Origin of the sequence: Acidovorax sp. 69, assembly GCF_002797445.1 — a bacterium.
In the GTDB taxonomy this organism is placed as follows: domain Bacteria; phylum Pseudomonadota; class Gammaproteobacteria; order Burkholderiales; family Burkholderiaceae_C; genus Acidovorax.
The window spans coordinates 4,212,879-4,237,826 of sequence record NZ_PGEP01000001.1; the positions used below are offsets into that span (position 1 = coordinate 4,212,879).

23 protein-coding genes and 1 riboswitch are annotated in these 24,948 nt (G+C 64.9%); of the genes, 15 read left to right on the plus strand and 8 right to left on the minus strand.

All coding sequences use genetic code 11. The annotated features are described in order from the left end of the window. Window positions 1-48: 48 nt before the first annotated feature. Window positions 49-1,095, minus strand: a complete 1,047-nt coding sequence (locus CLU85_RS19345; RefSeq protein ID WP_100411694.1) for a porin — start codon at window positions 1,093-1,095, stop codon at window positions 49-51. A 315-nt stretch (window positions 1,096-1,410) separates the two neighbouring features. Between CLU85_RS19345 and coq7 the strand changes: the two genes are divergently transcribed. Beyond that, a complete protein-coding gene (gene coq7, locus CLU85_RS19350) occupies window positions 1,411-2,028 on the plus strand; it encodes a 2-polyprenyl-3-methyl-6-methoxy-1,4-benzoquinone monooxygenase (protein ID WP_100412651.1) in 618 nt (205 codons plus the stop codon). A 142-nt stretch (window positions 2,029-2,170) separates the two neighbouring features. Here coq7 and CLU85_RS19355 read toward each other — a convergent pair whose 3' ends face one another. Further along, on the minus strand, window positions 2,171-2,620 hold the full coding sequence (locus CLU85_RS19355; RefSeq protein ID WP_100411695.1) for an OsmC family protein: 450 nt from the start codon (window positions 2,618-2,620) through the stop codon (window positions 2,171-2,173). Between the two features lie 371 nt (window positions 2,621-2,991). Here CLU85_RS19355 and ilvA point away from each other — a divergent pair, with 371 nt between their 5' ends. The 3 genes from ilvA (at window position 2,992) to CLU85_RS19370 (ending at window position 6,025) form a co-directional block, all read left to right on the plus strand. Then, window positions 2,992-4,554: a threonine ammonia-lyase, biosynthetic gene (gene ilvA / locus CLU85_RS19360; protein ID WP_100411696.1), complete on the plus strand. Its 1,563-nt coding sequence runs from the start codon at window positions 2,992-2,994 to the stop codon at window positions 4,552-4,554. Between the two features lie 86 nt (window positions 4,555-4,640). Then, window positions 4,641-5,447, plus strand: coding sequence for an adenosylcobinamide-GDP ribazoletransferase (locus CLU85_RS19365; protein ID WP_100411697.1), 807 nt, complete (start codon window positions 4,641-4,643; stop codon window positions 5,445-5,447). After that, a complete protein-coding gene (locus tag CLU85_RS19370; protein WP_100411698.1) occupies window positions 5,438-6,025 on the plus strand; it encodes a histidine phosphatase family protein in 588 nt (195 codons plus the stop codon). Before CLU85_RS19365 ends, CLU85_RS19370 begins: the two co-directional genes overlap by 10 nt. Window positions 6,026-6,099: 74 nt before the next feature. On the opposite strand, the gene CLU85_RS19375 is transcribed toward CLU85_RS19370, so the two are convergent. Then, the gene (locus CLU85_RS19375; RefSeq protein WP_100411699.1) at window positions 6,100-6,555 is read right to left on the minus strand and encodes a type II secretion system protein N; all 456 of its coding nucleotides are present in this window, start codon (window positions 6,553-6,555) and stop codon (window positions 6,100-6,102) included. A 94-nt stretch (window positions 6,556-6,649) separates the two neighbouring features. Here CLU85_RS19375 and gspG point away from each other — a divergent pair, with 94 nt between their 5' ends. From gspG to CLU85_RS19425, 10 genes are all read left to right on the plus strand, one after another. Continuing rightward, window positions 6,650-7,069: a type II secretion system major pseudopilin GspG gene (gene gspG, locus CLU85_RS19380; RefSeq protein WP_232727870.1), complete on the plus strand. Its 420-nt coding sequence runs from the start codon at window positions 6,650-6,652 to the stop codon at window positions 7,067-7,069. A 174-nt stretch (window positions 7,070-7,243) separates the two neighbouring features. Further along, complete coding sequence (locus tag CLU85_RS19385) at window positions 7,244-7,675, plus strand: prepilin-type N-terminal cleavage/methylation domain-containing protein (RefSeq protein ID WP_100411701.1); 432 nt, start codon at window positions 7,244-7,246, stop codon at window positions 7,673-7,675. Next, a complete protein-coding gene (gene gspI / locus CLU85_RS19390; protein ID WP_100411702.1) occupies window positions 7,672-8,049 on the plus strand; it encodes a type II secretion system minor pseudopilin GspI in 378 nt (125 codons plus the stop codon). Before CLU85_RS19385 ends, gspI begins: the two co-directional genes overlap by 4 nt. After that, entirely contained in the window at window positions 8,049-8,810 is a 762-nt protein-coding gene (locus CLU85_RS19395) for a type II secretion system protein J (protein WP_232727871.1), read from the plus strand. Before gspI ends, CLU85_RS19395 begins: the two co-directional genes overlap by 1 nt. After that, the gene (gene gspK, locus CLU85_RS19400) at window positions 8,807-9,802 is read left to right on the plus strand and encodes a type II secretion system minor pseudopilin GspK (protein WP_100411704.1); all 996 of its coding nucleotides are present in this window, start codon (window positions 8,807-8,809) and stop codon (window positions 9,800-9,802) included. The genes CLU85_RS19395 and gspK overlap by 4 nt, the downstream gene beginning before the upstream one ends. A gap of 83 nt (window positions 9,803-9,885) precedes the next feature. Further along, window positions 9,886-11,169 (plus strand): type II secretion system protein GspL, encoded by a 1,284-nt coding sequence (gspL, locus tag CLU85_RS19405; protein ID WP_100411705.1) that lies wholly within the window; start codon window positions 9,886-9,888, stop codon window positions 11,167-11,169. Beyond that, a complete protein-coding gene (gspM, locus tag CLU85_RS19410; RefSeq protein ID WP_100411706.1) occupies window positions 11,166-11,714 on the plus strand; it encodes a type II secretion system protein GspM in 549 nt (182 codons plus the stop codon). The genes gspL and gspM overlap by 4 nt, the downstream gene beginning before the upstream one ends. A 17-nt stretch (window positions 11,715-11,731) precedes the next feature. Then, the gene (gspN, locus tag CLU85_RS19415; protein WP_100411707.1) at window positions 11,732-12,541 is read left to right on the plus strand and encodes a type II secretion system protein N; all 810 of its coding nucleotides are present in this window, start codon (window positions 11,732-11,734) and stop codon (window positions 12,539-12,541) included. 2 nt (window positions 12,542-12,543) lie between these two features. Further along, complete coding sequence (gene gspD / locus CLU85_RS19420) at window positions 12,544-14,814, plus strand: type II secretion system secretin GspD (RefSeq protein WP_100411708.1); 2,271 nt, start codon at window positions 12,544-12,546, stop codon at window positions 14,812-14,814. 14 nt (window positions 14,815-14,828) lie between these two features. Beyond that, on the plus strand, window positions 14,829-16,217 hold the full coding sequence (locus CLU85_RS19425; RefSeq protein ID WP_100411709.1) for a GspE/PulE family protein: 1,389 nt from the start codon (window positions 14,829-14,831) through the stop codon (window positions 16,215-16,217). A gap of 66 nt (window positions 16,218-16,283) precedes the next feature. Here CLU85_RS19425 and CLU85_RS19430 read toward each other — a convergent pair whose 3' ends face one another. The 4 genes from CLU85_RS19430 to lpxC form a co-directional block, all read right to left on the minus strand. Further along, complete coding sequence (locus CLU85_RS19430; RefSeq protein WP_100411710.1) at window positions 16,284-17,942, minus strand: methyl-accepting chemotaxis protein; 1,659 nt, start codon at window positions 17,940-17,942, stop codon at window positions 16,284-16,286. Window positions 17,943-18,135: 193 nt separating this feature from the next. Then, window positions 18,136-20,040 carry a phosphomethylpyrimidine synthase ThiC gene (thiC, locus tag CLU85_RS19435; protein WP_100411711.1) on the minus strand — a complete coding sequence of 635 codons (1,905 nt, stop codon included), beginning with the start codon at window positions 20,038-20,040 and terminating at the stop codon, window positions 18,136-18,138. Window positions 20,041-20,156: 116 nt separating this feature from the next. After that, window positions 20,157-20,280: riboswitch (TPP riboswitch) on the minus strand. Between the two features lie 50 nt (window positions 20,281-20,330). Further along, window positions 20,331-20,507, minus strand: a complete 177-nt coding sequence (locus tag CLU85_RS23175) for a hypothetical protein (protein ID WP_198509220.1) — start codon at window positions 20,505-20,507, stop codon at window positions 20,331-20,333. Between the two features lie 14 nt (window positions 20,508-20,521). After that, entirely contained in the window at window positions 20,522-21,445 is a 924-nt protein-coding gene (gene lpxC / locus CLU85_RS19440; protein ID WP_100411712.1) for a UDP-3-O-acyl-N-acetylglucosamine deacetylase, read from the minus strand. Window positions 21,446-21,707: 262 nt separating this feature from the next. Here lpxC and CLU85_RS19445 point away from each other — a divergent pair, with 262 nt between their 5' ends. Next, entirely contained in the window at window positions 21,708-23,492 is a 1,785-nt protein-coding gene (locus tag CLU85_RS19445; RefSeq protein ID WP_100411713.1) for a methyl-accepting chemotaxis protein, read from the plus strand. 156 nt (window positions 23,493-23,648) lie between these two features. On the opposite strand, the gene ftsZ is transcribed toward CLU85_RS19445, so the two are convergent. After that, window positions 23,649-24,890: a cell division protein FtsZ gene (ftsZ, locus tag CLU85_RS19450; RefSeq protein WP_100411714.1), complete on the minus strand. Its 1,242-nt coding sequence runs from the start codon at window positions 24,888-24,890 to the stop codon at window positions 23,649-23,651. Between the last annotated feature and the right edge of the window lie 58 nt (window positions 24,891-24,948).

The window sequence follows — 24,948 nt, forward strand, 5'->3', positions numbered from 1 at the left end:
CTTTTTTTGCTTTGATATCGGCAGTTGGCAATAAGCCAACCTTCGATATTAGAAGCTGTGACGGATACCGAAGTCGTAGCCGTTGGAGTTGCTGTTCACACCAGTCACAGCACCGTTCAGAGCTTGAGCAGCGCCGTTCTTGTTGCTCAGGTGAGCGTACGTTGCGTACAGAGCCGTGCGCTTGGACAGGTTGTGCACATAGCCCAGAGCCAGCTTGTTCGTACGTGGATCAGCACCAACGGTGTCGATCTTGTAGGTCGAGTAGGACAGACGAACTTCGCCAGCGCCCACGGGAACCAGACCACCGATCAGGAAGCCCTTACCGTCGTTGCCGCCGCTGATCTTGTCTTGGTTGTAGTGAGCCATGATCTTGGCAACGCCCAGATCATACTGACCACCCAGGTTCACGGCCTTGATGTTGCCAGTCAGGAACTTGGTTTCGGAGAAAGCGATAGCGGCGTTGATAGGGCCGTTAGCGTAACCAGCGCGCAGTGCCAGGCCGTTGCCGTCCTTCTTGTTGGCAGCGTTGCTGTTGTTTTCACCCATGTAGTACTGGGCTTGGCCGTAGAAACCACCCAGGTTGCCAGGCAGGAAGTAGCCGATGGCGTTCGAAGCACGGATGGTGGTAGGGCCACCCAGGCTGGAGTTCAGGGTTTGGGTCGTGCCGACGCCGTTCGTGCCGAACGGATCAAACACAGTCAGGTTCCAGAATTGGGGGGTGTAGTCACGGCCCAGACGCACTTCACCGAAGCCGCCGTTCAGGCTAACCGTCGAACGACGGTTGAAAGTCAGGCCGCCGCCAGTGCTGGTAGCTGCTTGGTTGTTGGTGTTGGTAACGCCGCCAGTGCCGTTGTCGTTGTTCAGACCAGCTTCGAGCCAGAACGAAGCGGACATGCCGCCACCCAGGTCTTCAACGCCGCGGAAACCCAGACGGCTGCTGTTGTAGCCGGAGTTCGTCAGTTGCGACTTGTTAGAGACGCTACCGGAACCGTAGGCGTAGGTTGCATCAACCACGCCGAACAGGGTCACGGAAGATTGAGCCATTGCAGCGCCGGAAGCAGCCAGCACAGCCAGGGCAATCAGGGATTTTTTCATTGCGAGTTACTCCAAGGTTAAACATCGGGCTCCGGTACGGGGGGTCTATGGTGAAAACACCTGCACAGTCCCGCCGGTTTCCCGGGCCAACCTCCTGGTGGGGAAGTTGCTCTTATTGCACCAGACCCGGCCCGGTTTCGCAAAGGAATTCACCCACAATCGGCCCGAAAGGGAAAATTCGTTGCAGTGTTGCAACATTTCAGTGCGCACAGGCAAAATCCCATTTGGGCTATGCAACTCCCGTGCCCCATCTTTGGATTTTTTGTATCCAAGTGCAATTTATGTTTCGGCGCCCTTGTGCGTCCAAAGGCTTCCATGGACTCTTTACTGACTGCTGCTGACGGCGCATTGCGCACGCTTTTCGCGAAACCCAGAGCCACCGAGAGGACGCCCGCCCACGGCATGGCAGAAGCCGAACTGGACGCAGCCCAAAAGAAACTGGCTGGAGCGCTGATGCGCGTGAACCATGTCGGCGAAGTCTGTGCCCAAGCGCTTTATTCCGCTCAGGCTGCCGTGACACGGGACCCCCAACTCCGCGCCCATCTACAAACTGCCGCGCAGGAAGAAATGGACCACCTGGCGTGGACCCAGCAGCGATTGGACGCACTAGGCGCCCGACCCAGCCTGCTCAATCCATTGTGGTTTGCTGGCGCTTTCGCCCTGGGCCTGGCCACTGCCAAGATCAGCGACCGCGCCAGTCTGGGGTTTGTGGTGGAGACGGAAAACCAGGTGGCAGCCCACCTTCAGAGCCACCTGGAGCGACTGCCCGAGCAGGACAAGGCATCACGGGCCGTGGTGGCCCGCATGAAAGAGGATGAAGAGAGGCACGCGGCGCAAGCCAGAGCGTCCGGCGCATTGACGTTGCCAGCCCCGGCCCGTGCAGCCATGCGGGCTGCCGCCAAGGTAATGACCACAACGGCGCACTATCTCTAGATCTAAAACCTGTCCACAGCGTCCCAGGAAATCACGGAAAGGTTCGCCACACCCCTGCGCCCTTGATACCCCCGGCATGCGGCATCAAAAAGCGTGAGGGAAATGAGGCGATGAGAGACAGAAATTCAGATGGGCGCCGCGCTCACCCCTCCAGCACTTCAAAACCGGTGGTGATTTCTGCCGTTTTCCCCAGCATGATGCTTGCAGAGCAGTATTTGTCATGGCTCATGGCAATGGCGCGCTCCACCGCGGCAGGAGGAATCCCTGTGCCGGTGACGGTGAAATGCATGTGGATCTTGGTAAACACTTTGGGATCGGTCTCGGCCCGCTCAGTGGTCAGTTTCACACTGCATCCGCGCACCACATGGCGACCCCGCTTGAGGATCAGGACCACATCGTAGGCCGTGCACCCACCGGTACCGGCCAGCACGGTTTCCATGGGTCGAGGGGCCAAATTCTGGCCGCCGTTGGCAGGGTTCGCCGCATCTGGCGCACCATCCATGGTCAGGACATGGCCGCTGCCTGTTTCAGCCACAAAGCCCATCCCCGACTTGGTTCCAGCGCCGCCCGTCCAGCTGACTGTGCATTCCATTTGTGTTTCTCCTGTGTGACACGTGGTTTTTTTCGCACGGAATGGTCCGACGAAACGAATTTGATGCGAATTTTGCTGCATTGCAACAAGACTCGCGCTAAACTGACCTCAAGCGCTGCTTTTCACGGAGTGACAAAGCAGATGGCAAAAGCCCGACACACTGTCCGGCCCCAGCCACGCACCGATTGTCTCCTCCATCTCCTCAAAGGATGGATTAGCCCCAGGCCTCACGGCCCGGGGCTTTTTTTTATCTGTACGCAGTGCCTCACCCCGGTCAGCCCCCCACTTGCAGCAGCTTAGCGAGGGTGACGCCCTATGATGTGGGCCCCCGCCTGCCCTGCGCCTGAGCGGGTTCTCTCCCCTGCCCTGCCATGACCCTGCACCTCACTCCCGCCGACTACCTGAAGAAAATCCTGACCGCCCGCGTATACGACGTGGCGGTAGAGTCGGCCCTGGAGCCCGCCAAGAACCTCGGCCGTCGCCTGCACAACAAGGTGCTCTTGAAGCGCGAGGACCAACAGCCCGTGTTCAGCTTCAAGCTGCGCGGCGCCTACAACAAGATGGCGCACCTCACGCCAGAACAGTTGGCACGCGGCGTGATCTGCGCCTCGGCCGGCAACCACGCCCAGGGTGTGGCCATGAGCGCCCACAAGCTCGGCACGCGCGCCGTCATCGTGATGCCCACCACCACGCCGCAGCTCAAGATTGACGCCGTCAAGACGCTGGGTGGCGAGGTCGTGCTGTTTGGCGAGAGCTATTCCGACGCCTACACCCACTCGGTCAAGCTCGAACAGGAACAGGGTCTGACCTTTGTGCACCCTTTTGACGACCCCGACGTGATCGCCGGCCAGGGCACGATTGCCATGGAAATCCTGCGCCAGCTTCAAAGCCTGGGCAGCAACCAGCTCGATGCGGTGTTCGTGGCCATTGGTGGCGGCGGACTGATCTCGGGCGTGGCCAACTACATCAAGGCCGTGCGCCCCGAGATCAAGGTCATTGGCGTGCAGATGAACGACTCGGACGCCATGATCCAGTCGGTCAAGGCGCATGAGCGCGTCACGCTGGCCGATGTGGGCCTGTTTTCCGACGGCACGGCCGTCAAGCTGGTGGGCGAAGAGACTTTCCGGATCGCTCACAGTGGCCTGGTGGATGACTACATCACCGTGGACACCGATGCCGTCTGCGCCGCCATCAAGGACATCTTTGTGGACACGCGCAGCATCGTCGAGCCAGCCGGTGCACTGGCCGTGGCCGCCATCAAACAGTATGTCGCCACGCACAAGACCAAGGGCGAGACCTACGCCGCCATCCTGTGCGGCGCCAACATGAACTTCGACCGCCTGCGCTTCGTGGCCGAGCGTGCCGAGGTGGGCGAGGAACGTGAGGCCTTGTTGGCGGTCACCATCCCCGAAGAGCGCGGCAGCTTCCGCCGCTTTTGTGAGGTGGTGGGCGGCCTGCCCGGCGGACCGCGCAACGTGACCGAGTTCAACTACCGCATCAGCGACGCCGCCCAGGCCCATGTGTTTGTGGGCCTGACCACGCAGGGCAAAGGCGAATCGGAAAAGATCGCCAAGAACTTTGGCCGCCACGGCTTTGAGGCACTGGACCTCACGCACGACGAACTGGCCAAGGAGCATCTGCGCCACCTCGTAGGCGGGCACTCTGCGCTGGCGCAGGATGAGCGTCTGATGCGCTTTACCTTCCCCGAGCGGCCCGGTGCGCTGCTCAAGTTCCTGAGCCTGATGCAGCCGACCTGGAACATCAGCCTGTTCCACTACCGCAACCAGGGCGCCGACTACGGCCGCATCCTCGTGGGCATGCAGGTGCCCCCCGAAGACGCCGCCACGTTCGACGCCTTCCTGGCCACGCTGGGCTACCCGTATGTGGAAGAAACGCTGAACCCGGCCTACCGGCTGTTCCTGCGTTCCAAATAAGAAAAATTTGGGTGAAATTGGCCTTCAGCGCTTATCCGATAAGCGCTGGTAGCTATCAAATCTGATAAACCTACGGCCCAACCTCCATGCAAGCCCTGCGCCATTACCTGCTGGCTGTGCAGTTCTTCACGCGCATCCCGGTCACCGGGCGGCTGGCGCAGTGGGTGGGCTACAGCCCGGCCATGCTGCGCGCCAGTGCGGCGCACTTTCCGGGCATTGGCTGGCTGGCGGCGTTGCTGTCCACCGGCGTTTATGCCGCACTCCACTGGGCCCTGGCGCCCAACCCGCTGGCCCCGGCCGTAGCGGCCGTGTTCTGCACCATCGCCACCGTGCTGATGACCGGCGGTTTTCATGAAGATGGCCTGGCCGACGTGGCCGATGGCCTGGGCGGCAGTGACGACCGCGAACGGGCGCTGGACATTATGAAAGACTCGCGCATCGGTGCCTTTGGAGCCATGGCACTGGTGCTGGCGCTGCTCGCCAAGCTCAGCCTGCTGGCGCTGCTGGGTGCCCACAGCCTGCTGGCTGCGGTGGCCGGGCTGGCGGGGGCGCATGTGCTGTCGCGTTTCTGGCCGTTGCTCATTGTGCGCAGCCTGCCGCATGTGGGCGACACGGCACGCTCCAAGAGCAAGCCCCTGGCGGACCAAATATCTGGCGCAGCACTGGCGGCAGCGGGTTTGTGGTGTTTTATGCCGCTGGTGGCAGTTGGATATGCCCAGTCAGCTCTGTTTTTAATAGCATCTATCACCATCAGCGGGCTGACTGCCGCCTGGATGGCTCGCTGGTTCGCCCGCCGGTTGCAGGGTTTCACGGGGGACTGCCTGGGTGCCACGCAGCAGGTCAGCGAGATCGGTTTCTACCTCGGCGCCGCACTCGCCCTGCCATGGATGTGACCCCCCGCAGTAGCCGCCTGTGGCTGGTACGCCATGCAGCTCCTCTTGTGGCACCCGGCACCTGCTACGGCGCGCTAGACGTGCCCGCAGACGCCGAAGCGACCCGCATTGCGGCAGAACGCCTGGCCATTGCCCTGCCCACCCGGGCACCGGTATTTTGCTCTACGCTACAAAGATGTGAGCAGCTAGCGCTTGCGATACAAGCGCTCAGGCCCGATTTGGCCTCAAACCCAGACACACGCCTGCGCGAGATGGACTTTGGAGCCTGGGAAGGACGGGCCTGGAACGCCATTGCCCACAGTGACGTTGACGCCTGGGTGGCTGCCTTCGCCACCCATGCCCCTGGCGGGGGTGAGAACCTGGCCTCTGTGTTACAGCGGGTGTCGTCGGCCCTGCAGGCCGCCCGCCAATGGAGCACCGACCACGGCGCAGCCGATGTGGTGTGGATCACCCATGCGGGCGTGGCACGCTGCGTGGCATGGCTGGAACACCATGGCCCAGGGGCCATGCCCCGCTCCGAAGACTGGCCTGTGGCCGCGCCAGCATGGGGCGACTGGGAAATACGGGACCTGGCCTGACAACGCCACCGACAGGAACCTCAGAATCCCCCCACACGTCGGTTGGTGAATTGGTGGATTGGTTGGTGACAGGCTTAATTCTTGAGTGGCATGTCCAGCGTCACCGTGGCAGGCCCGCCCATGCCAGACCCCAACTGCGCCTGCCGAGGCCCCAGGGCCTGCAGCACCAGGCCTTCCTCCACGGCCGCCCCCACACGAAACGGTTTGGCGGGCTTGCCGTCCACAGCAATCAGCGCCGCTCCACCGCCACTGCTGCGACCCGACAACACACCAATGAGCGAGAACCGGCTCGCCAATGAAGCCACAGGCGTTGACGGAGCCACGCCAGGCGCGGAAGGCCCGGCGCCCAGCAAGCGCGCCATTGCCTGGGCATCCAGCGCCACCGGCGCGGTTGCCACCACAGGCGCGGTGGTCGCGGCCGAAGGCGCCGACAGACGCAGCCCCCAAAAAACCACACTGGCACCTGCTGCGGCCCAGAGCGCCAGAGTCCCCAGACGGACGCCCCATTTGCTGTACGAATTGGTCACCATGCGGGGATTATGATTCACGCGATTCGACCATCCCGAGAGATCGCCAGCAGTGAACACTTCTTTCTCCCTCCTTGTGCGCTCCGCCCCCCGTCGCATGGCCCGAACCATGGCCCGGGGTTTCACCCTCATCGAGCTGATGGTGGTGCTTGTGATCATCGGCGTGCTGGCCGCGCTCATCGTGCCCAATGTGCTGGAGCGCGCCGACGACGCGCGCGTAACGGCCGCCCGCACCGACATCACCAACATCATGCAGGCGCTCAAGCTCTACCGCCTGGACAACCAGCGCTATCCTGCCGCCGAACAGGGCCTGCAGTCGCTGATCATCAAGCCCACGTCAGGTCCGGTGCCCAATAACTGGAAGCTGTACCTCGAAAAGCTGCCCAACGACCCCTGGGGCCGCCCCTACCAGTACCTGAACCCCGGTATCAAGGGCGAGATCGACGTGATGTCGTTCGGCGCCGATGGCCAGTCGGGCGGCGAGGGCAAGGACGCCGATATTGGCAGCTGGCAGTAAAGAGATGTGGCCCCCACGGTCGTGCACTGGCGTGTCACGCCCTGCCCCCCGCAGCAGGCTCGCCCTGCGCTTCGCTGGTGCATGGGGCCGGGCTTGGCTTGGGACGGCCCGGCGCTGCGACCGCACGCCTTGTGGATACGCCACGACCGTTGCAACCTCAAATCGCGCAAGTCCATGAACCGCTCGCGCGGATTCACGCTTCTGGAGTTGCTGGTGGTCATCAGCATCATGGCGCTGGCCACGGCGGGTGTGGGGCTGGCGATGCGCGATGGCGGGCAGACGCAGCTGGAGCGCGAGGCGGCCCGGCTGGCGGCACTGCTGGAATCCGCGCGCGCGCAGTCGCGGGCCGGAGGCATCCCCGTGCGCTGGCGTGCACTGCCACAGGGGTTCCGTTTTGAAGGACTGCCACCCAGCGCACAGGCGGCGTTGCCCAGTCGGTGGCTTGATGCCGGCACCTCTGTGCGTGGGCAGGCCGTGCTGCAGCTGGGCCCCGAGCCCCTCATCGGCCCGCAGCAGGTGCTGATCACCCACCAGTCCCACCCCGAGCGGGCCTTGCGCATTGCGACCGATGGCGTGCGTCCGTTTTCTGTGGACACGGTGCAGTGAGAACAGCAACGTCCACGAACCTTCGGCAACGCGGCTTCACCCTGGTGGAAGTGCTCGTTGCGCTGGCCATTGTGGCCATTGCGCTCATGGCGGGCCTGCAAGCCACCACGGCACTCACGCGCAACGCGCTGCGGCAATCCGACATCGTGCTGGCACAGTTGTGCGCCGAAAACGAATTGGTCAAGGCCCGACTCTCGCGCCAGATGCCCAGCGTGGGCGACAGCAGCCTGACCTGTGAGCAGGCCGGACGGCAGTTGCAGGTGCTGACCATCGTGCGCCCCACCCCCAACCCGAGCTTTCGGCGCATCGATGCGCAGGTGCTGGATGGCGACAACTCCATCCTGCGCCTCTCCACCATCATTGGACGGTATTGATGCCCCCCCTGAGTCGCTTCGCGCCTTCCCCCCGTGAGGGGGACGCACCCGGTGGCCTGGCAGAGCCAGTTCCACGGGTGCGCTGGCCTCGCGTCGCGCCAGTTTTGAAGGTCCCGCGCGGCTTCACGCTCATCGAGCTGCTGGTCGCCATCGGTGTGATGGCGCTGATTGCCATCCTGAGCTGGCGCGGGCTGGACGGCATGGTGCGGGCCCAGGAGTCCACACGCCAGCGCGCCGACGAGATGCTGGTGCTGCAGGCGGCGTTGGGCCAGTGGGGCACCGACCTGGATGCCCTGATGCCGATGGCCCACACGACACCACTGGACTGGGATGGCCAGGTGCTGCGCCTCACGCGCCGCAGCAGTGCCGTGCCCGACGAAGGGGCGCTGGTGGTGGCATGGACACGCCGCAGCAACAACCAGGGCACGGGCCAGTGGCTGCGCTGGCAATCACCCCCACTGCGCACGCGCGCCGAATGGCAGCAGGCCTGGCAGCAGGCCGCTCAGTGGGCGCGCACTCCGGGCGACGCCGAACGGCGCTATGAGGTCACGCTGCTGCCGCTGGACAGCTGGCAGATCTTTTACTACCGGGGTGGCGCCTGGTCCAATCCGCAGTCGAGCACCGGCACCACCGTGGGCGACACCTCGGCCGCCATCCCCGACGGGGTGCGGCTGCAAATCACACTGCCACCCGGCCAGGCGCTGGCGGGCCAGCTCACGCGTGACTGGGTCAACCCGGTGCTGGGCGGGGGGAGGACATGACCACACGCGCACAACCACCACGAGGTGGCCAAAAGGGCGCCGCACTGCTCGCCGCCATGCTCACCGTCACGCTGGTCGCCACGTTCGCCGCCGCAGCCATGTGGCAGCAATGGCGGGCGGTGGAGGTAGAAACCGCCGAACGTGGCCATGTGCAGTCCACCTGGATCCTGATCGGCGCGCTCGACTGGTCGCGGCTGATCCTGCGCGAAGACGGCCGCTCGGGCGGCGCGGACCACTTGGCCGAGCCCTGGGCCGTGCCATTGCAAGAGGCACGCCTGTCCACCTTTCTGGCCGCCGACAAGAACGTGAGCCAGGTTCAGGATGCCAGCACCGACACCACCGAGGCCTTTCTCTCGGGCCAGATCACCGACATGCAAGGCCGCCTGAACATCACCAACCTGGCCGAAGGTGGACAGGTGCAGGCCGTGGCCCTGCGGCAGTTCACGCGGCTGTTCGAACGCCTGGGTCTGCCCGCGCAACAACTGAGCATGTTGATTGACGGCCTGCGCAGAGCGCAGGCTGGTGCGGGCGGCGAGAACAGCACGGCACCGCTGATGCCGCCCAGCATCACCCAACTGGGGTGGCTCGGCCTGACCCCCGCCACAGTGACCACCCTGGCGCCACATGTATCACTGTTGCCCGTACGCACCCCCGTCAACCTCAACACCGCTGACATTGATGTGCTGATGGCCGCCATTGATGGCCTTGACAGCGCCACCGCGCAGAAAATAGTGCAGACCCGGGAGGCCAGCCATTTCCGCACGCTCAGCGACGTGCGCAACCTGGTGGGGGCCAGCACCGACATCAACGAAAGCGCCCACGCCGTCGCGTCGTCCTACTTTGAAGTGCGTGGCCGCCTGCGCCTGGGCGATGCGATGGTGGATGAGCGCTCCCTGGTACGCAAACAGGGCATCGAGGTCACCACGCTGTGGCGCGAGCGCGGAGCGTTTGACCGCGAAACCACGCAGTTCACCCCCGAGGTGGCACGCTGACAGGGCCACAACCCTCTCACCGCGCCACCACCCGCCGTCGCTGCGTCACGCCCGCCCCCTAAAATGGCCCGCAAAACCCGTCCATGAGCACCCTGATCCTTTTCCTGCCGCCGACCCGCCCGGGGCCCACCACCGAGTACAGCCATACGCTGACGGCAGACGGCCACTCCGCACTTCGCCACGCCACCGCCCCTGCAGCCCTGTTGCCCGAGCCCACACGCCCCGGCGGCGAGGTGGTGGCCGTGGTGCCTGCGCGGTGCCTGTCGTGGCAGCGGGTGCAGATGCCTGTGGGCGTTCCGTTGGGAGCAAGCCAGCAAACGCCGCGCCTGCGCTCGGTGCTGGAGGGCCTGCTGGAAGACCGCGTGCTCGACGACGCCTCTCAACTGCACTTTGCCCTGCAGCCCGACGCACAAAGTCGTGTGCAAAGGGGCGACCCCGTGTGGGTGGCTGTGTGCGACCGCACCTGGCTGCGAGAGCACCTGCAGGCACTGGAGGCCGCAGGCCGCCGCGTGGCCCGCGTGGTACCTGAATTTGCGCCCGGCCCCACCGCCAGCGGCCACCCCGAGTTGTGCGCACTCGGCACCCCGGAAGAGGCTTTTGTGGTGCTCACCGGCCACGGCGCTGACCAGGGCGTGGCCGTGCTGCCCCTGGCCCCGATGGCCCTGGCGCTGGCACGCACCGGCTTGCCGCCCGCCGATGCCGCCCACACCGAAGACCACCCATTGGCCGTGCGGGCCGAGCCCGCAGTGGCAGCCCTGGCCGAACGCACGCTGGGCCAACGCGTGGCCCTGCACACCGCCAGCCAGCGCGCCCTGGACGCCGCACGCGGTGACTGGGATCTGGCCCAGTTCGAATTGGCAAGCACCGGCCGCACCCGGGCGTTGCGCAAGGTGGGCAGCATGACCAGTGCGCTGTTGAACGCTCCCCAATGGCGGGCGGCTCGTTGGGGCGCCGGGTTTCTGGTACTGGCCCACCTGGTGGGGCTCAATGCCTGGGCCTGGCAGGAGCGCCAGTCCCTTGCCGCCAAGCAGACCGGGGTGCGCGCCGCACTGACCCAGACCTTCCCCAAGGTCCAGGTCGTGGTCGATGCGCCTGTACAGATGGAACGTGAACTGGCCCAACTGCGGCAGGCCGCAGGCAGCGTCTCGGCCCGTGACCTGGAGCCCCTGCTCGCCGCAGCCGGAGCAGCGCTGCCCGACGGTCGCCTGCCCGGCAGCATCGAATACACCCCCGGCGAGCTGCGCCTGCGCGGCGTGATGCTGGCGCCAGATGAAGAATCTGTCCTTTTTGCCCGCCTTCAGGCCGCCGGTTACCGGGCGCGGCTGGACGATGGCAGCCTGTTGCTGCGCACCGAGGTGAGCCCATGACAAACCCCTCCCCCACACTCCAAGACCGCTGGAAAACCTTGGCGCCCCGTGAGCAAAGCCTGGTGCTGGCTGCGGGCGCCCTGGTGGCGCTGGCCCTGCTGTGGTGGGTGGCGCTTGCCCCCGCCCTGGCCACGCTGCGTGCGGCCCCCGCGCGCCATGCCGCACTGGATGCCCAGTTGCAACGCATGCGAAGCCTGCAGGCCGAAGCGCAGCAACTACAGGCAACCCCCCCCAGCAGCCCTGGCGACGCTGTGGGCGCCCTGCGTACCGCACTGACACAGCGCCTGGGCAACACCGCACAACTCCATGTGGCGGGTGACCGCGCCACGGTAACCCTCAAAGGGGCATCGGCCGATGCACTGGCCCAATGGCTGGCACAGGCGCGCAGCAACGCACGCGCCACCCCGCTCGAAGCGCGCCTGACCCGCAGCGCGGCCGCAGCCGCCTCCGCAGGCACCACGCCCGTCACCCTGGGCAGCCCGGTGGTTGCCATGCCCCGCTGGGACGGCACCGTGGTGCTGGCCCTGCCCGCCGCCGCCCGTTGACCCACCTCCATCTCGCCGTGGCCCGCACCCTGCATACACGCTCCGCATCCCGCGCTGAACCCCGCCCCCTGTGGGGTTGGGCGCTGGCGGGCGCCGTGGCAGGGGTACTGCCCGCACTGATCGCCTTTGCGCCCGCCCACTGGCTGGCCGAAGGCGTGGCCAGCGCCACCCACGGGCAGGTGCTGCTGCAGCAGGCGCGCGGCACTGTGTGGACCGGATCCGCGCAGTTGGTGTTGACCGGCGGCAGCGCCAGCAAAGACCGCACGGCCCTGCCTGGCCGCGTGGACTGGCGATTGCGCCCCACCTGGGACGGCCTGAGCGCACAACTGCAGGCAGGCTGCTGCACCCCGCAACCTTTACAAGCCCGGGTGCATGCGCGCTGGGCCGGCATGCACTTGACTGTGGCCGATGGCCAGAGCCAGTGGCCCGCAGCCCTGCTCACCGGCCTGGGCACTCCCTGGAACACCTTGCAGCCCCAGGGCCAACTGACGCTGCAGACACGCACCCTCGAAATGCGCTGGAACGCTGGCCGCATGGTGCTGACCGGCCAGGCGCAGCTGGATGCGCGGGCCATGTCGTCACGCCTGTCCACCCTGCGCCCCATGGGCAGCTACCGGCTGGCGCTACAAGGGGGCGATGCACCGACGCTCACGCTCAGCACGCTGGAGGGCGCGCTGCAGCTCAGCGGCACCGGCCAATGGGTGGGCCAGCGCCTGCGCTTTGCGGGCGAGGCCAGTGCCGCCCCCGAGCGCGAAGCGGCACTATCGAATCTTCTGAACATCATCGGACGGCGCAACGGCGCGCGCTCCATCATCACCGTGGGTTGACTATGACTTCCTTGCTTTCGCCACGCCTGCGCTTTACTCTCAAAACAATAGCTGCCAGCGCTTTATTGACATGCGCTAGTGGTCAAATTGCTGCCCAAACCGCCATCCACACCGGCACCAGCAGCGTTCGCCCCAGCGAACCCGTCACGCTGAACTTTGCCAACGCCGAGATCGAGGCCGTGGCCCGCACCATGGCCACCATCACCGGACGCAACGTGGTGGTGGACCCACGGGTCAAAGGCCAGCTCAACCTGGTGACCGAACGTGCCGTCACACCCGCTGCGGCCTTCCAGCAGTTCCTGGCCGCACTGCGGCTGCAGGGCTTCACCGTGGTGGAGGCGGCAGGCCTGTACAAGGTCGTGCCCGAGGCCGACGCCAAGCTGCAGGGCGGCAGCGTGAGTGTGGTGCAGGGCAGCGCGGGCAGTGCGCCCGGTGGCGGGCAGATCGTCACGCAGATCTTCAAGCTCAATTTCGAGAATGCAGCCAACCTGGTGCCGGTGCTGCGCCCGCTGATCAGCCCCAACAACACCATCAACGTGAACCCCGGCAACAACTCGCTGGTGATCACCGACTACGCCGACAACCTGCAGCGCCTGGCGCGCATTGTGGCGGCCATGGATGTGTCCAACGCCAGCGATGTGGAGGTGATCCCGCTCAAGAACGCCATCGCCTCTGACCTGGCGCCCCTGGTGGCGCGACTGATCGACGGCGGCAGCGGTACCGGGGCCCCCGCCGCCGCACAAGGCCAGACCGACACCGCGTTCAAGACCACGCTGATCGCCGAGCCGCGCAGCAACTCACTGATCCTGCGCGCGGCCAACCCGGCCCGCGTGGCCCAGGTGCGTGCACTGGTGGCCCAGTTGGACCAGGCCCCCGCGCCCGGCAGCAGTGCAGCCAGCGGCAACATCCATGTGGTCTATCTCAAGAACGCCGATGCCACCAAGCTGGCCACCACGCTGCGCGCCGCCATGGCCAGCATGGGGGGCAGCAATGGCAACGGTGGCAGTGCCGGCGGCTCCAGCTCAGCAGCGCCCAGCACCGGGTTGAGCACGGGGGGCATGTTGTCCACCAGCGGTACATCGTCGTCCACCAGCAGCAACAATTCGGGCCTGGGCGCCGGCAACAGCAGCCTGGGCACCAGCAGCACCAACAACAACCAGCCCTCTACGGGCGGCCAGATCCAGGCCGACCCCACGACCAATTCGCTCATCATCACCGCCCCCGAGCCACAGTACCGCCAGTTGCGCGCCGTCATCGACAAACTCGACGGGCGCCGCGCGCAAGTGCTGGTGGAGAGCCTGATCGTCGAGGTGTCGGCCAACAAGGTGGCTGAGTTCGGCATCCAGTGGCAGGGCATTCTGGGCAAAAATGGGGATGGCACAGTGGGTGTTATCGGCACCAATTCCGCGCAGGCAGGTGCCAACATCCTGGGGGTCACGGCCGCCATTGCATCGGGCTCCGCCACCTCCATCGCCACGGCCGCCAACTCGCTGGGCAAGGGATTGAACCTGGCCCTGGCGCCACGCATCAACGGCCAGTATTACCTGGGGGCGCTGGCCAACTTTCTGCAAAACAGCGGCGACGCCAACGTGCTCTCCACCCCCAACCTGATGACGCTGGACAACGAAGAGGCGCGCATCATCATCGGTAACAACGTGCCCTTTGTGACGGGCTCCTATGCCAACAGTTCGGGCACCAACACCGTGAACCCGTTCACCACGGTCGAACGCAAGGACGTGGGCCTGATGCTCAAGGTCCGCCCCCAGATCAGCGAGAACGGCACGGTGAAGATGGCGATCTACCAGGAGGTCTCCAAGATCGACACCGCCACGCTCAGCAACGCCAATGGCCCCACCACCAGCAAGCGCTCCATCGAATCGAACGTGGTAGTGGATGACGGCAGCATCATCGTGATCGGTGGCCTGCTGGAAGACAGCTATTCGCAGGGGCAGGACAAGGTGCCGGTGATGGGCGACATCCCGGTGCTGGGCAACCTGTTCCGCAGCGAGAACCGCACCCGCAACAAGACCAACCTGATGGTGTTCTTGCGCCCCATTGTGGTGCGAGATAACGCGACCAGCGACGCACTGATGATGGACCGCTACGAAGCCATCCGAGCGCTCCAGCAAACCACACAACCTGCGCCCAGCGTAGTGATGAAGTCGGTGTCTGGCGCCCCCATCCTGCCGGCACTGCCCCAGCGTGCAGAACCCGCAGCGGCCACCCCACCGGCACAGCCCCTGGCTTCACAGCCAGAGACCACCCCACGCTGAAGGGCGCGCCACGCATGCGTCACCCCCTACCCTACGCTTTTGCACGCACCGCCCAGCTGCTGCTGGAAGACGATGGCCACCAGCTTGTGCTGTGGCACAGCCCCAGCCCCGACGCCGGGGCGCTGTCGGAAGTTCTGCGCAAGCACGCTGTCCAGCAATTGCTGCCACTCGACGCCCCCGCCCTGGCTCAGCGCATCAGCGCCGCCTATTCGCACAGCGAATCGAGCGCCGCCACGGTGGTCAGCGAGGTCGAAAGCGATGCCGACCTCTCGCGCATGATGCAGGAGCTGCCCGCCGTGGAGGACTTGCTGGAATCGGCCGGCGATGCGCCCATCATCCGTATGCTCAACGCCTTGCTCACGCAGGCGGCACGCGATGGCGCCAGCGACATCCACATCGAGCCTTACGAGCGCCATTCCAGCGTGCGTTTTCGGGTGGATGGCACGCTGCGCGAGGTAGTGCAGCCCAACCGCGCGCTGCACGCGGCCCTGATCTCGCGCCTGAAGATCATGGCCGACCTCGACATTTCCGAAAAACGCCTGCCGCAAGACGGCCGCATCAGCCTGCGCCTGGGCACCCGCGCCATCGACGTGCGCGTGTCCACCCTGCCCAGCGCGCATGGCGAACGCGCCGTGCTGCGCCTTCTGGACAAAAGCGAAAGCAAGCTCAGCCTGGAATCGGTGGGCATGCAGGGCGATACCCTGCGCCGCTTTGAGGGCCTGATCAGCCAACCGCACGGCATCATCCTCGTGACCGGCCCCACGGGCTCGGGCAAGACCACCACGCTGTACGCGGGCCTGGGGCGGCTCGATGCCACGCGCAACAACATCATGACGGTGGAAGACCCCATCGAATACGAGCTGCCCGGCGTGGGCCAGACCCAGGTCAACAGCAAGATCGAGCTGACGTTTGCCAAGGCCCTGCGCGCCATCCTGCGCCAGGACCCGGACATCATCATGATTGGCGAAATCCGCGATTTCGAAACCGCGCAGATCGCCATCCAGGCATCGCTCACAGGCCACCTGGTGCTGGCCACGCTGCACACCAATGACGCCGCCAGCGCCGTCACGCGCCTGACCGACATGGGCGTAGAGCCCTTCCTGCTGTCTTCCTCGCTGCTCGGCGTATTGGCCCAGCGCCTGGTGCGCAAGTTCTGCAGCCACTGCCACGGCAGCGGTTGCGACCACTGCGGCCAGACGGGCTACACCGGCCGCACCGGCGTGTTTGAACTGCTGGTAACCACGGATGCAATCCGCGCACAAATCCACAACCAGGCCTCCGAGGCCGACATTCGCACGGCCGCCATCGCCGACGGCATGGCACTGATGCGCGAGGATGGCGAACGGCTGATTGCCTCAGGCATCACCAGCCGCGAAGAAGTGCTGCGGGTGACCCGGGACTGATCTGCTACACATCTGATAGCTGCCAGTGCATGAAACACCGGCGCCACCAGCCCAAAACACCTGAAATTACCGGATCTGCAGCGCAGGCCGGCGCGCCACCTGGGCCATGGCAGGTGCGGCGGGTGCGGTGGGTGCGGCGGTACTGAACGCGGGGATCGGCGACGCGCCGTCCTGCAGCTTGAACTGACTGACCGCGTTGGTCAGGTGGTGCGCCTGCTCCCGCAGCGATTCGGACGCGGCGGTGGACTCCTCCACCAGCGCTGCGTTTTGCTGGGTCATCTGATCGAGCTGGGTGACTGACTGGCTGATCTGGCCAATGTTGTCGCTCTGTTCGGCCGACGAGGCGGTGATCTCCGCAATGATGTCGGACACGCGGCGCACGCTGTTCACGATCTCGGTCATGGTCTGCCCAGCCTGGCTGACCAGGCGCGAGCCATCTTCGACCCGCTCTACCGACGAACCGATCAGGCCCTTGATCTCCTTGGCAGCCTCGGCGCTGCGCTGCGCCAGGTTGCGCACCTCGCTGGCCACCACCGCAAAGCCTCGGCCCTGCTCACCGGCTCGGGCCGCTTCCACCGCAGCGTTCAGCGCGAGGATGTTGGTCTGGAAGGCGATGGAGTCGATCACGCCCGTGATGTCGGCGATCTTGCGCGAGCTGGTCGTGATCTGGTCCATGGTAGTGACCACCTGCGACACCACGGCACCGCCGCGTGCGGCCACTTCGGCCGCCGACGAGGCGAAATCGCTGGCCTGACGTGAGGACTGCGCACTTTGCTGCACGGTACTGGTCAGCACTTCCATCGACGAAGCGGTTTCTTCCAGGTTGGCCGCCGTCTGTTCGGTGCGGTGGCTCAGGTCATGGTTGCCACTGGCGATCTCGGAGCTGGCTGTAGAGATATTGCCCGCCGCATCTTGCACTTGCCGAACCAGACCACGCAGGGAGTCCTGCATGCGCCCCATGGCCGACACCAACTGCCCTACCTCGTCCTGGTTCATGGCCGCCACATCGCGTGACAGGTCGCCGCTGGCAATGCGTTCGGCCAGCTCCTGGGCCTGGCCCAGGGACTTGGTGATGGAACGCACGCTGAAGAAGGTCAGCGGAATCAGCACGGCCAACCCCAGCACCAGCCCAATGCCGATCAGTGCCGACATGGTGGATGTACGGGACTCGACGCCCGCGCGGGCCTCGTCCATTTGCGTGCGGGCGCTGGTGGCCAGGCTGGAGAACAACTTGTCAGTGGCCTCCATGTGGACCTTGAGACGGTCAGCGTAGGCACCGCCGCCCGCACCATCGAGCTGCGCGCCCTCGATTTTCTCGAAGATGGGAGAAATGCCGGTTTCGTAGGCCTTGATCTCGGTGAGCGACTTGTCGATGGACTCAACAAATGCGACATCACCCGACTGCACCTGGCGCACATCGGCCAGGCTCTTGCGCAGCGAGGTCAGAGTCTTGGCCCAGGATTCGCGCAAGGCGGCCACCTCCACCGTGTTGTTGAAATTGATGATGATGTCTTTTTCGGTCCGGCGCAGATCACCCAGGGTGGTGCGCAGTTCGGACATGTCGGTCAAGGTCTGCACACGCTCTGAAAACAGCACCTGCAGGGTACCGCGCGTGCGGTCCAGGGCCACATAACCCATCGCGCCAATGACGACCAGGAGGATCAGGGAAAAGACGGTTCCGAAGTAGAGGCGCGTGCGGATGGAGAAGCGGCCGAGAGCATTCATGGCTCTTCCTTACAATTTTTAACAGATAACCCAGCATAGCAAATTTAGTGCCACACGTGCCCACCGGCCTTCTGGGTCGATGGTGGGCGGGACTATAGGGCCAGGCACAGGGTCTGCCGCACAGGGTAAGCACGGCCCCAAGGCTCTGTTCAGGGAATCCTCGGGGCCAGTAGCTGTGCTTATTGCGCCGCTCTTACACCGGCTTGAGCGGGATATACAACTCGCCCCCACCCTTCTGGAACTCCACGGCCTTGGTCTGCAGACCCTGGGCCAGCGCCTCGGCTTCGGCGACCCCCTTCTGCTTGGCGAAGTCGCGCACCTCCTGTGTGATCTTCATGGAGCAGAACTTGGGGCCACACATGGAGCAGAAATGCGCCACCTTGGCCGAGTCCTTGGGCAGGGTTTCGTCGTGGTATTCCTTGGCCGTCTCGGGGTCCAGGCCCAGGTTGAACTGGTCCTGCCAGCGGAAATCGAACCGCGCCTGGCTCAGGGCATCGTCGCGCGAGCGGGCGCCGGGATGGCCCTTGGCCACATCGGCGGCGTGCGCGGCGATCTTGTAGGCAATGATGCCCTGCTTGACGTCGTCACGGTCGGGCAGGCCCAGGTGCTCTTTCGGAGTCACGTAGCACAGCATGGCCGTGCCCATCCAGCCGATCATGGCGGCGCCGATGGCGCTGGCAATGTGGTCGTAGCCGGGCGCGATGTCGATGGTCAGCGGGCCCAGGGTGTAGAACGGCGCCTCGTGGCAGGTCTTGAGCTGCTCGGTCATGTTGGCCTGAATCATGTGCATGGGCACATGGCCGGGGCCTTCGATCATGGTCTGCACGTCGTGCTTCCAGGCGACTTGCGTGAGTTCGCCCAGCGTGTGCAGCTCGGCAAACTGGGCTTCGTCGTTGGCGTCCGATGCGCAGCCGGGGCGCAGGCCGTCGCCCAGGCTGAACGACACGTCGTACGCCTTCATGATGTCGCAGATGTCCTCGAAGTGCTCGTACAAGAAGCTCTCGCGGTGGTGCGCCATGCACCACTTGGCCATGATGGAGCCGCCGCGAGAGACGATGCCGGTGCGCCGCTGGGCCGTGAGGTGAATGTAGGCCAAGCGCACGCCCGCGTGGATGGTGAAGTAGTCCACGCCCTGCTCAGCCTGCTCGATCAGCGTGTCGCGGAAGATCGCCCAGGTCAGGTCTTCGGCCACGCCGCCCACCTTTTCCAGTGCCTGGTAGATCGGCACGGTGCCAATCGGCACCGGGGAGGTGCGCACGATCCAGTCGCGCGTGGTGTGGATGTTTTTGCCGGTGGAGAGGTCCATCACGTTGTCGGCGCCCCAGCGGATCGCCCACACGAGCTTTTCCACTTCTTCTTCAATGCTCGACGTGACGGCCGAGTTGCCGATGTTGGCGTTGATCTTGACCAGGAAGTTACGGCCAATCGCCATCGGCTCCACCTCGGGGTGGTTGATGTTGGCGGGGATGATGGCGCGGCCCCGGGCCACTTCGTCGCGCACGAATTCGGGCGTGATGATGCGGGGGATGCTCGCACCCATGGGGTTGCCCATCAGGCGCTTCTCGCGGCCTGCGTCCTGCATGTACTGCGCCATCCACTCGCGCTTGCCGTTTTCACGGATGGCCACGTATTCCATCTCGGGGGTGATGATGCCTTTCTTGGCGTAGTGCATCTGGGTGACGTTGGCACCTGCCTTGGCGCGCAGCGGCTGGCGCTGCAGGGCTGCGGCCTCGGCACGCAGTTGGGCGAGGCGGGTGGCGTCTTCGCTCTTTTGCCCATCGTCCAGCGCCACGGGGGCGCGGCCTTCGTAGTGCTCCACATCGCCACGACCAGTGATCCAGCCACCGCGCACGCTGGCCAGGCCCTGGCGCACGTCGATCGCTGCGGTCGGGTCGGTATAGGGACCGGAGGTGTCGTACACGCTGACCAGCTCGCCATTGGTCAGCGCAATGTCGCGCACAGGCACGCGCAGATCGGTATGCAGGTGGCCGGGGATATAAGCCTTGCGGGATGCGGGGAAGGACTCGCGGGTGCGCGCAAGCAGCTCGGCGAATTTTTCGGTACTGGCCAGCTTGGCGTGGGGATCGGGGGCGTTCATGGGGCAGGTCTCCTGGTTCCGGTGGCGGTGGATAACTGCTCCGGAATGGACCTGTGCGCCCCTCAAGTGCGGCTGCACCTGAGACATGGCGTGCCAGCAGGGACTGCGGGCACGGGGACAAGGAGGTCGGCTCTTCTTCCGCCGGTATGAACCGGATCAAGTTCGTCGGGTTCGCAAAGCCGGCCGAATTTCTTCAGCCACCTCGCATCTCAGCGCTTTCGCACACCCCGGAGCAGGCGCGAGTATAGGCCAGCGGAAAAAAGGGTGTCAGCCGCGCTGGGGCCATACCATCAGGCTAGGCGGCCGATGAGGACCACTGCAAAGAAAAAGACGGCAGCAATCACCGTCCATTTGAGAATGACGAGCCCCAGGCGCTTGTAGTGGGCTTGGCCCGTGCCCGCATAGAACGCAAACGACACGGCGGCCGCCAGAAGCAGCAGCATGGCCAACCAGCGAAAGATCAACATGGCGGCGACCGCTCCTACCAGGCCCGCACGGGTTGGACAAAGCCGCTGGGCGCCTCACGTTCGTCCTCGAACGTGACCACCTCCCAGGCATCGCGTTGGGCCAGCAGCTCACGCAGCAGCAGGTTGTTCATGGCATGGCCCGAACGGAACGCGCTGTAGGCCGCCAGCAAGGGCTTGCCAATGAGGTACAGGTCGCCCATGGCGTCCAGGATCTTGTGCTTCACAAACTCGTCGTCGTAGCGCAGGCCGTCGCTGTTGAGCACCTTGTAGTCGTCCATGACGATGGCGTTGTCCAGTCCACCGCCCAGCGCCAGGCCGTTGGAGCGCATCATTTCCACGTCGCGGGTGAAGCCGAAGGTGCGCGCACGGGCAATGTCGCGGCTGTAGTTGCCCGCCCCCAAGTCAAACTCCACGCGCTGGCCGGTGGAGTCCACCGCCGGGTGGTCAAAATCGATTTCAAAGCTGAGCTTGTAGCCGTGGTAAGGCGTCAGGCGCGCCCACTTGGCGGCAGCGCCCTCGCCCTCACGCACTTCTACGGGCCGCGTTACACGAATGAAGCGTTTGGGGGCATTCTGCAACTCCACGCCCGCGCTCTGAAGCAGAAAAACGAAGGACGCAGAAGAACCGTCGAGGATGGGCACCTCCTCGGCCGTGATGTCCACATAGAGGTTGTCAATGCCCAGCCCTGCACACGCTGACATCAGATGCTCGACCGTATGCACCTTGGCGTTGCCCACCGAGATGGTCGAGGCCAGCCGCGTATCGGTGACGGCTTCGGCCTGGATCGGAATATCCACGGGTTGGGGCAAATCTACCCGCCGAAAGACGATCCCCGTGTCTGGCTGCGCGGGCCTCAGGGTCAACTCGACCCGCTGGCCGCTGTGCAGCCCGACGCCTACGGCGCGGGTCAATGTCTTGAGGGTGCGTTGCTTGAGCATGTCCGTATTTTAGTTTCCGGCGCCTCATCCCGCACACGCTGAGGTCTTGTGCGCCGTACGAAACAGGGCACACAGCGCCGCTTCGGCCGCCCATACGTGAAGCTACCGCCGCGTTTTCACCTACTGCGCCCGAAGCCCCATTCGCCGCACAATCCCAGAGCGGCGGGCACTGTTGAGCTGCACCGGGTGACCTATCCACCGGCACGGCAGCGCCTCGAACACATATGACACAGAAACACAAGCCGCCCCACCGGAGAACACCATGAGCAAACTCAGCTTCAAAATGAAAGTCATGCTGATGATTGGCACCGCGCTGGCCGCGCTGCTGGTCATGGCGGTCACCTCCCTGTTGCAGGAGCGCCGACTGATCAGCGAGTCGCGCAAAGATTTGCTGACCACCGCGGTCCAGTCTGCCCATAGCATCGTGGCCGCTTACCAGGCCAAGGCCGCCAGCGGTGCGATGCCACAGGAAGAAGCACAAAAAGCTGCCAAAGAGGCCCTGCGCATTGCACGTTATGGCGGTGCCGAGGGCAAGACCGAGTATTTCTACATCTGGACCACCGAAGGCGTAGGCGTCATGCACCCCTTCAAACCTGAATGGGACGGACAGGACATGCTGGGCAAGGTCAAGGATGGCTCGGGTGTGGACATCATTGGCCTGCTCGTGAACGGCATGCGCAGCAGCAAAGACGGCAAGGCTTTTGTGCCCACCATGTTCGCGCGCCCCGGGCAGCAGACCGCAGTGCCCAAGCTGCAGTACATCATCAAGGTCGACGGGTGGAACTGGATGGTCGGCTCGGGGCTTTACACCGACGACGTCGATGCGCTGCTGCGCCAGGCCCTGCTGTCAAGCCTGGTCATGGTGGTGGCGGTGTTTCTCGTGGTGGGCGTCATTGGCCTTTTCGTCTCGCGCTCGGTGTTGCGCCAGATCGGTGGTGAACCGACGGACGCCATCGCCATCATGCAAGAAGTGGCCGAGGGCAACCTCGACACGCAAATCCCGACGGCCCACCCGGGATCGATGCTCGACGGCCTCGCCCACATGGTGACCTCACTGCGCAAACTGGTCACCGAGGTGCGCTCTGCGACCGACAGCATTGCCACCGCTTCAAGTGAGATCGCCCAAGGCAACAATGACCTCGCCCACCGCACCGAAGACACCGCCAGCAACCTGCAGGCTACGGCCAGCAGCATGGAGGAGCTGACCAGCACCGTCAAACAAACTTCGGACTCCGCCCAGACCGCTAACCAGATGGCCACATCGGCGGCGGATGTTGCAGCGCGCGGCGGCCAGGTGGTGTCACAGGTGGTCGCCACCATGCAGGACATCAATGCCAGCAGCAAGAAGATCAGCGACATCATCGGCGTGATCGACGGCATCGCGTTCCAGACCAATATCCTCGCGCTCAACGCAGCCGTGGAGGCCGCACGCGCTGGCGAACAAGGCCGCGGATTTGCGGTGGTGGCAGGAGAGGTGCGCAGCCTGGCCCAGCGCAGCGCAGAGGCGGCCAAGGAAATCAAGTCGCTCATCGGTGCATCGGTCGAGAAGGTCGAGTCGGGCACCCAGCTTGTGGGCAACGCAGGCGCCACCATGACCGAGATCGTCGCCAGCGTGCAACGTGTGACCGACATCATTGGCGAAATCCGCGCGGCCACCTCCGAACAAAGCCAGGGCATAGCGCAGGTCAACACGGCCATGAACCAGCTCGACCAGATGACCCAGCAGAACTCGGCACTGGTAGAGGAGTCCACCGCCGCCGCCGACAGCCTGCGCGAACAGGCCATGAAGCTCACCCAGGTGGTGGCATTGTTCCGTGTGAACGGCAGCAACACCGCCGCCCCCGCTGCCGCACACCGCCCGGCGCCAAAACCTGCGCCACGCCCCGCTCCGGCAGCGGCTGTGCGCACCGCGGCGCCACGACCCGCGCTGGCCAAGGCCACCGCCCCTCGCCCGGCGCCCACCGCCCCGGCGGTGGCGTTGCCCTCCAAGGCCGGCGGCACCAAACCTGCCACAGACAGCAACAACGAGGACTGGGAATCCTTTTAAACAGATAGGCCAGCGAGGGGACTGCAGCGCCGTTCACCGCTCAGGGCCCAAGCGCCTCACCATGCAAGAAGCCCTGCCAGCTCACGCTGACAGGGCTTCATTTTTGGGAAGCTACCCAGTCACCGCCAAGGCGACCGGGGCACTGCACCACATCGATCAGTCGGCTTGCTTGCGCAGGAAGGCCGGGATCTCCAGGTCGTCCATGCCACCCGACGACAGTGCGTCCACGCGGGCTGCTGCCTGGGTGCGGTTGGTACGCCATACGCTGGGCACCGACATGCTGCCGTAGTCGGCCTGTGCGCTGCCTGTATGACCGCCCTGCACGCCCACAGCAGACCCCATGGAACCAACACCCGCCACCGGCATTTGGTAGGCCATGTTGTCCGTGCCGGTGCGAAGGCCGCCCTGCACCACCGAGATGGGCTGGCGGCGTGCGTTGGCGCGAGACAGGCCCGTGGCTACCACGGTCACGCGGATATCGTCTCCCAGGGTTTCGTCGTAGGCGGCACCAAAGATCACATGGGCATCGGTCGAAGCATAGGCATTGATGGTGTTCATGGCCTGGCGCGATTCGGACAGCTTGAGGCTGCCCTTGCTCGCCGTGACCAGTACCAGCACGCCCTTGGCGCCAGACAGGTCGATACCTTCCAGCAGTGGGCAGGCAATGGCTTGTTCGGCCGCGATGCGGGCGCGATCAGGACCGTTGGCGGTGGCCGTGCCCATCATGGCCTTGCCAGGCTCACCCATCACGGTGCGCACGTCCTCAAAGTCGACGTTCACCTGGCCGTACTCGTTGATGATTTCGGCGATGCCGCCCACGGCGTTCTTGAGCACGTCGTTGGCATGCGCGAAGGCTTCGTCCTGGGTGATGTCATCGCCCAGCACATCCAGCAGCTTCTCGTTGAGCACCACGATCAGCGAATCCACGTTGGCTTCCAGCTCGGCCAGGCCATCGTCAGCGTTCTTCATGCGGCGGCCACCTTCCCAGTCGAAAGGCTTGGTGACTACGCCCACCGTCAGGATGCCCATCTCCTTGGCCACGCGGGCGATCACAGGAGCCGCACCGGTGCCCGTGCCGCCACCCATGCCGGCCGTGATGAACAACATGTGTGCGCCCTGGATGGCGTCGCGAATGTCATCCACCGCTGCTTCGGCCGCATCGCGCGCCTTTTCAGGCTTGCCCCCCGCGCCGAGGCCACTGCCACCCAGTTGGATGACACGGTGAGCCGAACTGCGGGTCAGTGCCTGCGCGTCGGTGTTGGCGCTGACAAACTCCACGCCCTGCACGCTGCGGGCAATCATGTGCTCGACGGCATTGCTGCCACCACCGCCCACACCGATCACCTTGATCTGGGTGCCCTGGTTGAATTCTTCGGCTTCGATCATTTCGATGGTCATCTTGGAGCTCCTGTTTCTAGATTCGTATGCAATTGCCAAATGGGGATCGGGATACTGG